Genomic DNA, 15945 nt, shown 5'->3' with positions numbered 1-15945 from the left:
ATCTATCCTCCTCCATTCGCCAAGTCAATTCTCAAGGAAAAAGCTTTGAATTTCTCACGCCGATGGCCTACCCTATGGCACGGATGGATCGGACAAAGGAGGAACCCTTGACGGACAGACTTGAAAACAGCAGGCATCGGCCCGAACCGCCACGCGTGTGGGTGTATACGCTGCCCGGCGGCCACCGGGTGATGGCAGGGAAAACCGATGCGGACAACGACCGCCTCAGCTTGAAAGTCGCCGGTCCCAACGACTGGTGGTTCCATGTACGGGGCATGCCCGGTAGTCATGTGGTCCTGGTGGCTGCCGAAGGCCAGATGCCGGACCGGAGCACCCTGAACCAGGCCGCCGCCATTGCCGCCTACCACAGTAAAGCCCGGGGCGGTGGTGTTGTGGCGGTTTCCGGAACCCTGGCCCGCCATGTCACCAAACTCCGTGGCGCCAAGCCCGGAACCGTGCAGATTCGCAAAGAACGGATTTTTAAAGTTCGGCCGACGCTGCCCGAATCGTCTTAACAACCCTGACCCGCGGGATAATTTATTTTCCGGCGGCCGATAATATTTTAAACTCAGAAGGTGGCACAGATGCTGTATAAATTCGACGGGAAGCAACCGCAGGTGGGAACCGGAACCTATGTGAGTGAACTGGCCCACGTCATCGGGGATGTCATCATTGGCGACCAATGCTATATCGGCCATGGCGCCGTTGTCCGCGGCGACTACGGACGCATTGTCATCGGTGATGGAACCGCTGTAGAGGAGGGAGTCATTATTCACGCGCCGCCCGGCGACACCCAGTCCATTGGTCGGCGGGTAACCCTGGGACACGGTGCCATTCTCCACGGCCGGTCCATCGGCAATCTGGCCGTAATCGGCATGGGTGCGGTGGTCAGCATTTTCAGCCAGGTGGGAGAACGCAGTATCGTGGCGGAGGGCAGCGTAGTCAAACTCAACCAGAAAATCCCCGATAAGGTGGTGGCGGCGGGAAACCCCGCCCAGGTCGTGCGGGCGGTTTCCGATCAGGACGAAGAACTGTGGGCGTTCGGCAAGCAGATCTACATCGACCTCGCGGCTAAATACCTCGAGCAGGGATTAATTCCGGTGACCTTCTCACCAAAGGCGTGAATCCGGAAAAGACACGCCGATGGCCAGTCCGCCCATTTTTTACTGAATCCAGGGTCGGGACAGACGCCGGCCGTGGTCGCCGATGAACACCAGGTTTCTGCAGCAGCCGCATAGGCCGGAAAGATTGCGGCGAAGGACGATTTGACCAAAGGGATGAATCGATCTTAACCCGTTTGTATTAATATACACCTGTTCAACCTCCGGTCCGTAAGATTTCAGGGTATTGACCAGTTCATGGGCGGAGGTGCCGTCGAAATCTCCGTCGAGGGTAAGGTGGACACTATGTTTGCTTTTAAGCTGGAAAATCTTGAAATTCATGGCCATCGGTTGTCTTCCTTTCCACCGCCGGACGGCGGTACCATCCGTTTGCCAGAAAAAGATTCCAGTAATGGACGCCAGGCGCGTCACCCCGGAAGTGTTGAAGCGGCGGGAAGCTAAACGCAGGCAATTCCATATCAGATCCGCAACCATCGACAGCACAATTTCCACAGGCACACCCAATCATATTCAGGATGCCGCTTCATAGGCGACATCTTAGCAATGATGGTGCCAGCTTGAATGACAAATGAGAAACTTAAAAAATTCCATTTTGTATAAAGTAGTTAAAAACCATCTGATTCACTCAAACCATTCACTGCCGACATTCATTGTGGCATGGAATTCCCAGTGTCCATGAAAATCATGTCATAATGAAGGACCTTTCCAACCCTTGCCGGCATCCCGATGTCATTCTAAGCTAAAGTTTTCAACGAAAAATCCGATGCTAATTCCAGTCGAGGCCTTTAACCATGAAGTCGAGGCCAGAAGCAGGGAATTCTGTGTGGGTTTATCTGCAACGATGGGAATGGTTTTTATGACCGGTGAACAAGGTAAAGATAACAGGTTTGGCGTTATTGCCGTGGAAATGAATTTCGTCGACCAGGAAAAGGTGGACAAGGCCCTGGTGGTTCAATCGCGCATTTTCGAAAAGACAGGGGTAAAAATGCCCATCGGTGAAATATTGACTGAAATGGGCGCCATTTCAGTCGCTGAGCGCAACGAAATCCTTCAGACGCAACGGGACATTGACGGCAAAACAGAATCCGGGAAAACGCCCGAAAGCCCCCCCAAGAATCTCCAGCCCGCCCGATCCGCCAAAAAGGAAGGCAACGCACTGGATATAAGCGTTTCCAAAGACAAACTGACAGCCTCGGCCTATATCGATGGAAAGGTACCGGTAACGGAGTTTGACGTCAGTGACGTCAAGATCATGCTCCACGCCGAAGGCATTCTCCACGGCATCGTGGAAGATGCCCGGATAAAGGCATTTTTAAATGGCGACACCGGCGTCGGTGAGCGATGGACCATTGCAACCGGTACCGATCCGATCCCGGATACCCCACCGCAGATAAAATACCATTTTGATACGGACCCACTAAAAATCGGTACATTGACCGAAGAGGGTCTAATGGACTGGAAAGAACGGGGACAACTGCCCCAGATCAAGGAGGGAGAGCTGCTGGCAGAGAAAATTCCGGGGCCGCAAGGTAAAGAGGGCATGGATATATACGGAAAAAAAATTCCCATTCCCAAAGTGCGGGAGCAACGGTTCAAATGCGGAAAAGGCGCCCGGCGGTCAGAGGATGGTATGCGGGTACACGCCACGTTATCCGGCATCCCCAAATTATCCGTTACCGGCGAAATTTCGGTAATGCCGACCCTTCATATCCAGGGCGATATTTCCCTGGGAACCGGACATGTGACATTTGACGGACATATTGAAGTCACCGGTGCCGTCGAGAAAGGATATCGGGTGAAGGGGGGAAGCCTGCGCGCCAACGAAATTCGCAACGCCCAGATCGATATCGACGGTGATATCACCGCGATGAATGGTATTTTTGGTGCCACCATCCGAACTGGCGGCAATCTGAAAGCCGGGCATATTCACAATACCGACATCATCCTGGCTGGCGATATGGCCGTGGAAAAAGAGATCATCGAGTCAAAAATTGAAGCTAATGGCCGATGCCTGATCAACGATGGAATCGTCATCTCCTCCACTATCTCCGCCCGCATGGGAATCACCGCCATGGACATCGGTACGAAAGCGTCCAAATCCAGCGAATTGATCGTCGGTATTGACCAGCAACTGGAAAGAGAGGCCGATGCCATCCGAGGGGAAATCCAGGCAATCAAGGCAGAACGTGAAAACCTGCCTAAGCTCCTTCAAAACCTCAGAATCCGATCGGATCAGGTCAATACCCGCCTCGGCGAGGTGGCCCAGGAGCAGGACAAATGCATGGTTCAGCACCGGCGTCTTCAGGAAAAAGTCGAAGCCGGCCTGCTGAAACAGGGTGGCGCTGCCGCGGAAAAGCTTCAAATGACCATCACGGAATTGAAAGCCAGACAGGATGCTTATGACCACGATGTGGCACAGCTCATGGAAGAGGATGAATCTATCGGCAAGGAAATCGCGGCTACTGAGACCGCAATCACCGAAAGCGCCACAAAAATCCAGGAATTGAACGCGCGCCTGGACACCATCACCGAAAACCAGAAAATGAATCATGGTGTGGCGATGGTCAAAATCGGAGGGAATGTGTTTTCAGGAACCACGATCACCGGTCCGCACAGTGCGATGGTTCTTCAAGAAGATCTCAAGCGGCTTTCCATTGTCGAAACGGACAAACCGGACCATGACGGGCTTAAACGCTGGCGTTTTGAGTTAACTCCCTTTCGATAGACCGCCATTTATTATTCTGGTCCGGTCATTCCATTCGTGAAATAAGGCCTCCCCAGGGTATTGTTTTCCTTTCGGCAATTGCTTTGCCGGGAAATGACGTTTCCCAGTCGACCGGGGCCAATTCCGATAACCCTTCAAAAACATTGTAATTATTTTTAATTCAAAGAAATGACCCAGGGACGGATTGAGGGAACACCCCTTTGGCGGATCCACCTGGGTTTGCCCTGATGAAAGACGAAAGATCCTGATACCTGCCGATCAACGGACGGCTGACGGTTCGGGGGCACGCCCTGAACCTTTAATCACTTGACGGATAAGGCATTTGCAGATATAGGTGGCCACCTTAACGGTCCTTATGGTTAAACTTTAATATGGAGGAGAATGAACAATGAATAAAGGTGATTTGATCAACGAAGTGGCCCAGATCGTTTCTACCAAAAAGCAGGCTCAGGAAGTCGTGGATGGTGTTTTTTCCGCTATCACCGATGCCCTGAAAAAAAATGAGCCTATTCAGATCGCCGGTTTTGGCAGTTTCAAAACCGCCAAGCGTGAAGCCCGCACCGGCCGCAATCCCCAGACCGGTGCAGAAATCAAGATTGAAGCCAGAATGGTTCCCAAGTTCGTACCGGCAAAAGCACTGAAAGACGCTGTTAAATAATCAATTCCATCGATCCGTCACCCAAAAGGCAGGGCCGCTGGCCCTGCCTTTTTTTTTGAACCCAGATGCAGACTATTTCTTTTCAGGCAGCCGAATGACGATCGCCACAGGGTATCCGCACATTGACTTTCACCATGGGGGTTGCTAATACAATTAGCCATGGAATCAGGTGAAATTGTAGAATATATTGACGATGAAAAAATCATCTGCACGGTTGTAATGGAAAGCGGTAACCAGAGACTCCGGCTGTTGACCGAGCACAATCGAGAGGTTAAAGTGGCCGCCCAGCGGCTTTCCCACCGGGGGAGCATGCGTCTGGATCTGTCTGCGGGCAGAAACCGTCTGGTGGAAGCACTGCGGGAACTGTCTCTCAAGCGCAATGCCCTTGCCGATGAAATCGAGATCGAAGCGCTCTGGGAAATCCTCAACCAGGAACAGACATGGATCGATCTGGAAACCATGGTCGGCCTGTGTTTCCCAAAGGCGGTGGACGATGATCACCAATCGGGAGTAATCCGCGCCTTGTTTAAAAGCCGGCGCTATTTCAAATTCAAGCCCGACCGATTCCTACCTCATACGGAAGAACAGGTTGCCGCCATCATCGAAATAGAGCAAAAAGCCGCCCATAAGAATCGACTCATTGAAGCCGGTGCGGCATGGATCCAGTCTGTCCGGTCGGGATCGACCGCCCAGCCGCCGGCCTGCCACCAGGAACTGACGGATAAATTTAAATCATTTTACCTGTTCGAAAAAGAAAGCCCCCATTACGAAACGGTCCGGGCGATTATGAAAAAGGCCGATCTCACATCATCTGAAGCCATCTTCAACCATCTGGCGGCCGTTGGCGTGTGGAAACCGGATGAAAATGTGGATCTGCTGCGATACAAAATCCCCACTGATTTTTCGCCGTCGATCCTTGAGCAGGCCCAGTCTGTGCCAGCGGCTACGGGGGACACGTTCAAAGACAGCGGCCGGGTGGATCTTACCCACCTGACGACCATCACCATCGATGGTCAGTCCACCCTGGATTTCGATGATGCACTGAGCATCGAAACCCGGGAGGATCATTTTCTTGTGGGAATCCATATCTCCGATGTGGCCCAGCATATCAAAAAGGGGGACCTGCTGGACCTGGAGGCACGCTCACGCGGAAGTTCCATCTATATGCCGGACAACCGGATCTCCATGGCACCGCCACTGCTGGCGGAGAACCGATTGAGCCTGAAAAAGGATCACCTCCGGCCGGCGATCAGCACCATGGTGAAAATCAACCTGTCCGGCGACATCATCAGTTACGACATTTTCCCCTCCATCATTCGCGTCGACCATCAACTCAGTTATTTCGAAGCAAATGTCAGTGCAGAAGAGGGCGAGGCCATCTCGACCCTCTACACCATTGCCACCCGATTCAGGGAAAAACGCCTTAGCCAGGGCGCCATCCAGATCACCCTTCCGGAAATCAACATCTGGCTGGATGAATCTGGCTCTCCCGTGGTCAATCGGATAAACCGTGAAAGTCCGGGCCGATTGATGATCGCCGAGATGATGATCCTGTCCAACTGGCTGTCGGCCCGTTTTCTTGTAGAGAACAACACGCCGGCCATTTTCAGATCGCAACCAAAACCCAAGGACCGCATTCTTAAAAACGGCACCGGCTCCCTTTTCCAAAACTGGATGCAGCGCAAACTGCTCAATCGGTTTGTTCTGCGGTCCGCGCCGGATCATCACTGCGGGCTGGGCCTAGATGCCTATGTAACCGCCACCTCGCCCATCAGGAAGTATTTCGATCTGGTCACCCAGCGCCAGCTCCGGGCGGTACTGGGCCTTGAAAAAGCCTACACCGAAAAGGAGATCGATGAAATTATCGGGCAACTGGCTCAGCCCATGGCCGATGTGGGAAGAATTCAGTTTCGCAGAAACCGCTACTGGCTGCTCAAACACCTGGAAGGACGAATCGGCGGCAAAGAAGAGGCCATTGTACTGCAGCGGCGGAGAAATGCCTATTCCATCCTGCTCAAGGCCTACATGATCGAATGCCCCCTGCCCCAGTCCAGCGGCATCGACCTGAAACCCGAGGATCTGGTGCAGGTCACTATCCAGCATGTCAACGCACGCAACAATACCCTTTCCGTATTCATGGGATAGCCGCCAAGCGCTGACCGCGATCCCTTAATGGACGGGTGAGGACCCCATTGCCTCCCGTTTCTTTCCTTACCGACAAGTCCACATTATCGGCCCCCGTTTCCACCCGGCCTATCACCTTTCGCACCTCTTGACTATTTCCCTTAAGGACTTATTTTTTGGAGTTTTGCTACTGGCTAACGCCATCGCTTCTAGCCATCAAACAGCTTAAGCAGGGACCTGAGAAAATTCGGGAGTTTTCCCTTGACCCTCGAAAGATTATTCACTATAGAGACGTTTTCTAAATAAATAACATTCAGGAAGCCATTGCATCATGGGTATTCAGGAACGAAAAGAGCGAGAAAAGGAACGGCGGCGGCAGCAGATTATCGTTGCAGCAAAACGGGTGTTTTCGGAAAAGGGATTCAACAAGGCGACCATGGAGGATATTGCCAAAGAGGCGGAACTGAGCCCGGGCACCCTCTATCTCTACTTCAAGAACAAAGAGGAGCTTTACGCCTCACTGTCGCTGCGAATTCTCCAATACCTCCACATCCGGGTCACCCACGTCAACAAGGAGACGACCCTTTCCCCCGATCAGAAGCTGAGCGCGCTCATGGAAGCCATGTATGACGTCTATGAATTCGACCCGCTGATTATCATCAACATGTTTCACCTTCAATCCAGCGAAACCCTGAAAAACCTGTCCGAATCGTTGCTGGAGGAAATTAAGGAATTGTCCCAGAAATCCATTGGCGCTATCGCCAAGATTTTTGAAGAAGGGATGGCAACAGGCATCTATGTTGATCGACATCCCGTGGCCCTGGCCGACATCTTTTGGTCCATGTTCTCCGGTGTTGTATTGTGGGAAGCCAGCAAAAAGATTATCAGTTCTGACAAGGATTACCTGAAATCCACCCTGGCCACGGCCTTCGAACTTTTTGAACGGGGAATCCGGAAACCGCTCTAAGCGGGTGTTGGAAACCATCACGAGCAAAGGCAAAATTTGGAGGGAAAAGGAATTCTTGTCCGGCAATTGAGCATCTTTAGCCGAAGGATAACACGGGTTCGCCAAACGCAATAATCTTCGACAGGTTGCTAAAACGATAAACCCATTTTCCTCTTACCGACGGTCAATCCATTCCATACTTTCCAGACAAGCCGGCACCTGTTGCCGGCTTGCATACTTTCGGACGGATGAGTTTTCTCAATCCCCGAGGGCAAGCGAGCGAGCCATGATCGGCACCATAGTGAATGCAGCGGCAATAATGGCAGGCGGGGTGTTTGGCCTCCTCCTCAAAAAAGGCATTAAGGACCGCTACAAAATGACCATCATGCAGGCCATCGGCCTGTCCGTCATTCTCATCGGAATCCGTTCCGCGTTAAATGCAACAGATCTTCTCGGAATCATTATCTGCATGGTCGTCGGTAGCCTGCTGGGGGAGGCCATGCGGATCGAGGACCGCATCGAAGCGCTGGGTGCCTATGCCGAAAAACATTTCAACCGGTCGACCGATGGGGGTTTTTCAAAAGGATTAGTAACGGCCAGCCTGGTTTTTTGTGTGGGGTCCATGGCCATTGTGGGATCACTGGAAAGCGGGCTGGCAGGCAACCATGAGACTCTGTTTGCCAAGTCGCTACTGGACGGCATCACATCGGTGGTCTTCGCCTCGACATTCGGAAGCGGCGTAATCTTTTCTGCCGCACCGGTATTGATTTATCAGGGTGCAATCACCCTGGGAGCATCGCTGCTCAGGCCAGTTCTCACTTCCAGTGTGATCGCCCAGATGTCAGGGGTAGGCGGGCTGCTGATTGCCGCCATCGGTATAAACATGCTACAACTGGCCCATTTAAAGGTCGGCAACATGCTCCCGGCCATTTTCCTGCCGCTGATCTACTACATGGTGCTCCAACTCTTTCGATGAAAGGGATATTAAAAAACCCCGCCATAGGACGGGGTTTTTGTGGTGTTGCATCAAACAGGGAGAACGCATCGAACGCAAACCTATTCTTTCGGATGGCACTCGATGCAGCCGGTGGGACCGGTGGTCGGGAGTTTGCCATCAATTCCGGCAAGGGTGGTGGCCATCTGCTGAATTTCCTGTTTCATGGTTTTGTGACATCCGATGCACTTACCATGGTATGCGTTTTTATAGAATCGGAAGGCCTGGTCCTTATCAATGGCCTTGGAATCTTCTTTTCTGGGCAGGGTATCCAGATCGTGGCAACCGGCGGTCATGCATCCGGTAATGGGCTCCGTGAATTCCCAGGTGTGGTGGCAGGCATTGCAGGCTTTGACAAAATGACGACTATGCTGGAACTCCACGGCGGACCGCTTGGCCTCCACCGAATCCGGCGGTTCCAGGGTGATGATCCCCATGGGAACACACATCTCTTCATCCCCGGCGATGGCGATTCCCAACGAGGCACAGGCAACAATACCGATGAGCAACACCACCCCCACAAACGCCACCACATACGATTGGCTACGCATACGCTTCCCCCTCCTCAATTCTTAGCTTGGGCTTTAATCAGTGAAAAACGAAGCAGATATAAACCCAAATAGAAAATTTTTCAATGAATAATTGCCCGGCGTCCTCACCGGCATCCGCGTCCATCCCTGTTGCTCCGGTTGCATGCCGTTTGCAAGGATCGGCAAAAAAACCTATTTATCTGCGCACTGCGCGAACAGCACCGCAACTATCCTCGGTTTTTGAAGTCCGCTCGAACACGGTTTCCGGCACGGTCGTCACCACATCCACCACCCGGTGATATCCTCTTGCAAAGGTTTCGGACGTCCAGTACCACGCGGCACCGGTACCGGGGAAAAAAGGACTGTTTTTATAGAGTGCGGCCAGTTCGCCGGCCGTGGGAAGACGCCAGTCCGAATGGCCGCCGGTGGTCAATCCCTGCACGTATGCTTTGGCTGCTTGAAAGGGGATGCATTTTCCCAGATCCAGATGAGAATCCAGCAGGCACCAGGTTAGCCCGGTGACATGGTCGGTAACCGTACCATCCCGGTGGTCCACGAAGCGGCTCGCCACGGGACGCAACTGCCTGGCCACCTGATCCCGGAGCCGCTGAATCCGCTGGGCCTCTTCGGCCCGTCGGGCCTGCTCAGCCTGCTGCCGGGCCAACGCCTCGCGCCGTGCCGCTTCTGCCCGCTGGGCGCGAATGGCTTCCTGAAGTTCCGGGTCGAGCTGCGCCCTCAGCGTTTTGGCCAGCATGGCATAAGGACCCGATGCCTGGCTCTCCATATACCTGTCCAACCGCTGGATCCGGCTGACTATGTCGTTAGCCGGATTGGAAGCGTAGGCCGCTGTTTTTTCCCAGGCCACCTGCTTGGCGGAATCGGCATTCAATGCGTTGATACGTTGAACGATAACCTCTTTTTGGGAGGTGTCCGGCCGTTCTTCGAGATAATCGACATAGATCTTTTTGGCTTTGGCATAATCCTCAGCCGCCAGAGCCGCCTTGCCTTCCAGTTCCACGACATCCTTTTTGTCCTGAAGCACGCCGCGCAGCATCCGGACCTTATCCGCCGAAGCCCCATCGGTGAAAGCAGACAGGAACCGGTCGCATTGGGCGATGCAGTCGTCCCAATTTCCCCGGGCATCGCAAGTGGCGGTCTGTTTCTCGATGGCCCCGTAATATTCTTGGGCCAGATCGATGATCATCCGTTCCACGGCCTCTCGCTCCGCACCTTGCGGAAACTGCTCCAGATAATCCCGGTAGGCAGCGTAACGCTCAAGAAAATCGGTGGTATCAACCTTCTTCAGATCCTCAAAATGGGCGGTCCCCAGCAGATTCCGAATGCCGTCAATGGCTTCATTGATCTGCTTGGCGTAGGGGCTTTGGGGGAACTTTCTTAAAAAGGCGGTATACAGGGAAAGTGCCTTTTTCTCGTAATTCTCGTCAACCACCAGGCCATTGACAGCCAGAATGGTTTTTTCATAGTCCCGCTTTTCAATTTCGGCGTTGGCATCATTCAGCCGGGCCTCCAGTTCCGACCGATGGGCATCCTCAGGATAATCTTTGAGGTATTGCATCAGCATCACAATCTGGGCGTCAAGCGCGTTGGTGACCGCAAGGTCAGCAATCAACTGGTCGTACCGGCGATTGGTCTGTCTGCTTTTGAGCAGCTTTCCACCGACGGTAATCCCTACAGCGAAAAGAATTACCACTCCCAAGACGATGAGCAGTTTTCCGGTCCTTCCCATCTGGCCCTGTTTGCCCACCGATCGATCGGTCGCTTTTTCAAAAGGCTGGGCAACGGGCGGCTCCGGTGGGAGCGGAGGAATTACCGCTTTTGCGGAGGACGCCTGCTGAACCGGCGGCGAGGCTTTTTTAAGGGGCTTATTTACCGGTTGAGTTTCTTTTCTTTTTTTCGGTTGATCCGCCGGAGGTTCTTTTTTAGGTTTGGGAGGGGGTACCGGGGACTGCCGATCGGGGGAGGCCGGCGGCGGCTGATCACCGGCCTCGTCTTTGATTTTCAGGCTCTCCATCATCACGCTCATGAGCGGATCGTGGATTTCTCTAACGCGGTCGGGGTCCGCCGCTTCAATCTGAATGGCGGCATTGTCCCAGCTGATGATCCGGTAGGCGGCGTCGTTGCCGGTCTGCCCCTCATACTGCGCCGCGATAAGGCTGCCGCCATCAAGATAGAGATAGCCGCTGCGGTTACCGCTGGTCACCTTAAGGGAATAGGTCGCACCTTCCATTTCCGACATCTGAAGAAACGAAGGAAGGCTGATGCCGTGGATCTGCCCACCCACGTCGGAAATGGTTTCAATCTTTTTTTTGCTTAAAAACTTTTGAACCAGGGTTGCCAGCTGGTTGTAATCCTCATCGCTCATGCTGGATGAGAAGAACCCCAGGAGGACTTCGATCTTGCGCGGGTCCTGCCGCCAGGGCCACAGAGCACCGTAGAAGGAACCCGTTTTCAGTTTTTTCAGGAAAAGGGCCTGATCTTTGCGGATGCCGCCCAGATATTTCACCGTAGGGTCGAATCGGAGAGAGACGGGAAGACCTTTACCGGGGGCTTTGGCCGGTTTGCCGAAAAACGAGGACAGGATCTCCACCAGTTCCTCTAGAGAATGCCCCTTGGCAGTCACCTGATAGAGGCTCCGCGACTCCTCATAGAACCGAATGCTCATATCCGGCAGATCATCGACACCTTTTGCCAGTGTCAAAAACCCGACCAATATCGCCTCGTTATTGGCAATATCCCGGATTTCCTTACCGTCGCCGGTCAACATTTCTTCGATCAGCGGTACCCCCATGGGTTGTCGCATCCTCTATTTTAAAAAGGTATCGTACCGATGGCCGGATATCAACGAAAGGCTACCCGCTCATTGCCTGTCGAAACGTTGTCAACAAACGACCCCGGATCTGAATAAAGAAGTAAACAAGCCCCCGCGGAGCTGATTTTTCCAATAATCTATAGCAGATGGCAATGAATCTTGTCAAAGACAAGATTGCCGTCACTCATCTTTCCCGGCCGTTCCCCTCGTCGGACCCACCTGAACCCAAAAACCGGTATCCGCAACCGGTGAACCGACCACATGCAGCGACTCCTGAAAATTGACCGACCCCTTTATTTTCAAATCAGCCTCGAGGGATTGGCGGCACAAAACGATAGATCCGCGAAAAAGGCCACTTTGACCGATCCCTGGCTTTTCTCGAGGGACCGCGTAAACTGGATATTTTCACGGACAAGGCCCCCTTCTGCTTCGCATACCGGCAGACCACCGGAGAATAATGGCCCTCAACGCGATTTTTCCCTTGAGGTTTTCCGTGGATCGCCTATACTGTTCGAATCGACTAACCTATTGGTGTTACGAATAATTTCAATAAATCGAATGGCCCGCAAACAACCACATATCGGAACACGGCAGGGCAAATCCATGCAAGCAAAGAGAATCCGGCCCCGACCGGACCAACTTCCCCGTGTGATGATTCTCGCCACGGGCGGCACCATCGCCGGTTCGGCCGAATCCGCGACCCAGGCAGGCTACACGTCAGGCCGGGTGACCGTCGATGCCATGATCGGTGCGGTGCCCGGTATGACCGCTATTGCCCGCGTCCGCGGCGAGCAGGTGGCCAATGTGGGATCCCAGGACATCACCTTTGCCATCATGATCGCACTGGCCAACCGGATCAATACCCTGTTGGGTACCGATGAAGTCGACGGCGTGGTCGTCACTCACGGGACGGACACCATGGAAGAAACCGCCCATTTTCTCAACCTTACCGTAAAAAGCAAAAAGCCGGTAGTCATGACCGGGGCCATGCGCCCATCCACCGCTGTCAGTGCCGATGGGCCGCTCAATCTTTACAATGCCGTTGCCGTCGCCGCCGATCCGGATGCCGTCGGGCGCGGCACGCTCGTGGTGATGAATGATCGGATCCATGGTGCTCATTCGCTGACCAAAACCAATACGACCTCAGTGGAGACCTTCATTTCTCCCATCAATGGCCTGATCGGAACAGTCAATTACGGTAAAACCGAGTATTTCCGCAGGCCGTTTCGTAAACACACCCATAAAAGTCAATTCTCCGTGGAAGGGATCACATCGCTGCCCCGCGTGGATATCATTTACGCCTGTGCCGATATGCCGGCCGACCTCATCGACGGTTCCATGGAAAGAGGTGCCAGGGGACTTGTGATTGCCGGCGATGGCAATGGCAACATGAACGCGGCAACCATCCAACGCGCTGCCCGGGCAGCCCAAAAGGGCATATTTATCGTCCGCAGTTCGCGCGTACCCACCGGAAAAGTGGGTCGAAACGTGGAGATCGATGATGATCGTATGCACTTTATCGCCTCTGACGAACACAACCCGGCCAAGGCCCGCATCCTGCTGATGCTGGCGCTGTTGAAAAAGCGCAGTTTAGGTGAAATCCAGCAGCTGTTTTATGATTACTGATCCGCCGGTCGGCCCGATCGCTTGCAGAAAAAGGTCAGACCGCCGCTCCTGAATCGAGTACATATGGAATCCGTGAGAAAACGAGCCAGGGAACTGGGCATTGCCCCCGGCATTTTGCCAACAGGGCCGCTCAATGCCATCACCGACGTGCATCCCGTCGAGGTCGGGCACGTCACCGTGATCGAAGGAGACGATATACGCACCGGAGCTACGGCGATTCTGCCGCATCGGGAAAACGTCTACCAACGCAAAGTGCCGGCCGGCATTGCCGTCGGCAACGGGTATGGCAAATTGACGGGAAGCACCCAGATCCGCGAACTGGGTGAGATCGAAACACCCATCGTGCTGACCAACACCCTGTGCGTGCCCCGGGCTGCCGAGGCCATTCTCGACTGGGTGCTGGCGCTTCCTGGAAATGAGGCGGTGACAACCGTCAACCCGGTGGTGGGCGAAACCAATGACGGCCGGTTGAACAACATTCGATATCGTGTACTGACGCCCGACATGTTTCGCCGGGCAATCGATGAGGCGACCGGCGGACCAGTCGACGAGGGAAGCGTGGGAGCGGGCACCGGGACCATGGCCTTCGGCTGGAAAGGAGGCATCGGCACCAGTTCGCGGGTCATTCCGAATCTCCTGGGAGGATATTCGGTGGGCGTGCTGGTGCAGTCCAATTTCGGCGGTGTCCTCCAAATCCTGGGCGTACCGGTAGGCCGGGCCCTGGGCCGGTATTATCTCAAGGACGTGTTAAGCCGTGGGGATGCAGACGGCTCGATCATGATCATTCTGGCAACCGATGCTCCCCTGTCGGATCGGAACCTGTCGCGGCTGGCCCGGCGCGCCCTGTTCGGTCTGGCGCGCACCGGCGCTTCGTTCGTCAACGGGTCCGGGGACTATGCCATCGCCTTTTCCGTGGCAGATGACGTTCGCCGCACCCCGGAACGGCGCCAAGCCCTGTCTGCTATTGCGAATCTGCCCAATGAATTGATTTCGCCGCTCTTCCAGGCGGCCATCGAAGCGACGGAAGAGGCCATCCTGAACTCGCTGTTCACCGCCGCGACCATCAATGGAAATAATGGATTTGTCGGCGAAGCCATCCCGTTGGACCGGGTGCTGGACATGTTGGGCGGCGGTGCCGGGAAAACGGCTTGAGGGGAAACACACCCGCAAGACCGCTTGAACCCTCCCTTGTCTGGATAATCAAAATGGCATAAAACTTGTATGGCTTTATTCGAAAAGATTGCGAATATTGTGGAGACACCCAATGGAAAAAACCGACAAGCGGCTGTTCGCTTTGGTAACCGCCCTGATTTTTTTATCGATCGTCTGGTTTGCACAATTCAGCCGGGCCCAGCTTAGCGTCACCACCACCGCTTCGATTGTTCAAATCCTTGACGCAATCAGGGCTGATCATGTCGACGTGATAAATAAGGCGGGCAAACCCGTATCCAGGCTTGCCCTGGGAGGAGGGTAGATGAATAACCTTCAGTTACCCGTGGTTCCCTGCTCTGCAGGGTTTCAAGATAATGATAAGACCAGGATATCAGCGGTGCAATATCAAGCCTATCAATATCGGTAAACTTCTTCCACCCGCTTGCGACATCTCGGGACACGCGGCAGGCAACCCGGGCTTTCCAAAAACCGAATTACCCAATTAAACCACCCTAAATGCTCCCGTTTTTTTCCTACCCAGGTAAACCACATGCCCGGACCCGCCCCGACCCGACCGGTGACGGGATGACACAAAGCCGGCCGCTGCCAGGCGCTTGGCAAATCCGGCGTCGTAATCTTCACCCCACACGGCGAAGACCCCGCCCGGCTTGAGGGCCGCCCGGGTCGTTTTGATGGCGATGCTTCCGTAGAGCGGATCGTCGCGTTTGTGGCTGCGGACATAGGGACCGGTATACAGATCCAGGATGACGGCATCGAATTTTTCCAGCATATCCGCTTTCGCATAGCGGCGGATCAATTGGGCGACATCGGCAATTTCAACGTTGACCCGTTCGTCTGCCACGGCATGGTTCGTCAGCGCCGCCAGAGGCCCCCGGCACCACGCCAGCACCACCGGATTTAATTCGGCCACCACAATGCGCCCCGTGGCTGGCAGGATGTCGAGTACCGCCTTGAGCGTAAAGCCCATGCCCAGCCCCCCTACCAGCACCAGCGGCCGGATCGATTGCTTCAGGTGCCCGCAGGCGAGCTGCCCCAGGGCCACCTCGGAGCGATTGACCATGCTGTTCATCAACACGTGGCCACCCACAGTAATTAGAAAATCGCGCTCCCCGCGCTTTCGCAGCTCAAGGAGGCCCTCTTCGGTGGAAATCTGTTCAATGGTTTGCCAGGGACGCGCCATAGGTTTGATCACCTTTCTGCAGGTTTTACTCGACCTTC

14 protein-coding genes are annotated in these 15945 nt (G+C 54.2%); 10 read left to right on the top strand and 4 right to left on the bottom strand.

Translation table 11 applies throughout. The annotated features are described in order from the left end of the window. Positions 1-107: 107 nt before the first annotated feature. The gene (locus tag ACHZBS_RS15935) at positions 108-515 is read left to right on the top strand and encodes an NFACT RNA binding domain-containing protein (protein ID WP_319407507.1); all 408 of its coding nucleotides are present in this window, start codon (positions 108-110) and stop codon (positions 513-515) included. A gap of 69 nt (positions 516-584) precedes the next feature. Next, a complete protein-coding gene (locus ACHZBS_RS15930; protein ID WP_319407506.1) occupies positions 585-1124 on the top strand; it encodes a gamma carbonic anhydrase family protein in 540 nt (179 codons plus the stop codon). A 39-nt stretch (positions 1125-1163) separates the two neighbouring features. On the opposite strand, the gene ACHZBS_RS15925 is transcribed toward ACHZBS_RS15930, so the two are convergent. Beyond that, the gene (locus tag ACHZBS_RS15925; protein WP_319407505.1) at positions 1164-1448 is read right to left on the bottom strand and encodes a hypothetical protein; all 285 of its coding nucleotides are present in this window, start codon (positions 1446-1448) and stop codon (positions 1164-1166) included. 529 nt (positions 1449-1977) lie between these two features. Between ACHZBS_RS15925 and ACHZBS_RS15920 the strand changes: the two genes are divergently transcribed. The 5 genes from ACHZBS_RS15920 to ACHZBS_RS15900 all read left to right on the top strand — a co-directional run bounded on the left by ACHZBS_RS15920 (position 1978) and on the right by ACHZBS_RS15900 (position 8550). Further along, positions 1978-3846, top strand: coding sequence for a FapA family protein (locus ACHZBS_RS15920; protein ID WP_319407504.1), 1869 nt, complete (start codon positions 1978-1980; stop codon positions 3844-3846). Between the two features lie 388 nt (positions 3847-4234). Beyond that, positions 4235-4504, top strand: a complete 270-nt coding sequence (locus ACHZBS_RS15915; protein ID WP_319407503.1) for an HU family DNA-binding protein — start codon at positions 4235-4237, stop codon at positions 4502-4504. A 159-nt stretch (positions 4505-4663) separates the two neighbouring features. Then, positions 4664-6649: an RNB domain-containing ribonuclease gene (locus ACHZBS_RS15910; protein WP_319407502.1), complete on the top strand. Its 1986-nt coding sequence runs from the start codon at positions 4664-4666 to the stop codon at positions 6647-6649. A gap of 310 nt (positions 6650-6959) precedes the next feature. Continuing rightward, complete coding sequence (locus tag ACHZBS_RS15905; RefSeq protein ID WP_319407501.1) at positions 6960-7595, top strand: TetR/AcrR family transcriptional regulator; 636 nt, start codon at positions 6960-6962, stop codon at positions 7593-7595. Positions 7596-7860: 265 nt separating this feature from the next. Continuing rightward, on the top strand, positions 7861-8550 hold the full coding sequence (locus tag ACHZBS_RS15900; protein WP_319407500.1) for a DUF554 domain-containing protein: 690 nt from the start codon (positions 7861-7863) through the stop codon (positions 8548-8550). A gap of 80 nt (positions 8551-8630) precedes the next feature. Here ACHZBS_RS15900 and ACHZBS_RS15895 read toward each other — a convergent pair whose 3' ends face one another. Beyond that, a complete protein-coding gene (locus tag ACHZBS_RS15895; RefSeq protein ID WP_319407499.1) occupies positions 8631-9119 on the bottom strand; it encodes a cytochrome c3 family protein in 489 nt (162 codons plus the stop codon). 175 nt (positions 9120-9294) lie between these two features. Then, positions 9295-11907, bottom strand: coding sequence for a DUF1566 domain-containing protein (locus ACHZBS_RS15890; RefSeq protein WP_319407498.1), 2613 nt, complete (start codon positions 11905-11907; stop codon positions 9295-9297). Positions 11908-12531: 624 nt separating this feature from the next. On the opposite strand from ACHZBS_RS15890, the gene ACHZBS_RS15885 reads away from it, so the two are divergent. The 3 genes from ACHZBS_RS15885 (at position 12532) to ACHZBS_RS15875 (ending at position 15028) form a co-directional block, all read left to right on the top strand. Next, entirely contained in the window at positions 12532-13554 is a 1023-nt protein-coding gene (locus ACHZBS_RS15885; RefSeq protein ID WP_319407497.1) for a type II asparaginase, read from the top strand. Between the two features lie 63 nt (positions 13555-13617). Further along, a complete protein-coding gene (locus tag ACHZBS_RS15880) occupies positions 13618-14706 on the top strand; it encodes a P1 family peptidase (RefSeq protein WP_319407496.1) in 1089 nt (362 codons plus the stop codon). Between the two features lie 112 nt (positions 14707-14818). Then, a complete protein-coding gene (locus ACHZBS_RS15875; protein WP_319407495.1) occupies positions 14819-15028 on the top strand; it encodes a hypothetical protein in 210 nt (69 codons plus the stop codon). Positions 15029-15208: 180 nt separating this feature from the next. Here the strand turns inward: ACHZBS_RS15875 and ACHZBS_RS15870 are convergent, their stop codons facing one another. Then, positions 15209-15907 (bottom strand): spermidine synthase, encoded by a 699-nt coding sequence (locus ACHZBS_RS15870; protein ID WP_319407494.1) that lies wholly within the window; start codon positions 15905-15907, stop codon positions 15209-15211. Between the last annotated feature and the right edge of the window lie 38 nt (positions 15908-15945).

The organism is uncultured Desulfosarcina sp. (assembly GCF_963664155.2).
Lineage (GTDB): Bacteria > Desulfobacterota > Desulfobacteria > Desulfobacterales > Desulfosarcinaceae > Desulfosarcina.
Note: the sequence above shows the minus strand (reverse complement) of the source record. Positions and strands in the feature narration are given on the sequence as shown.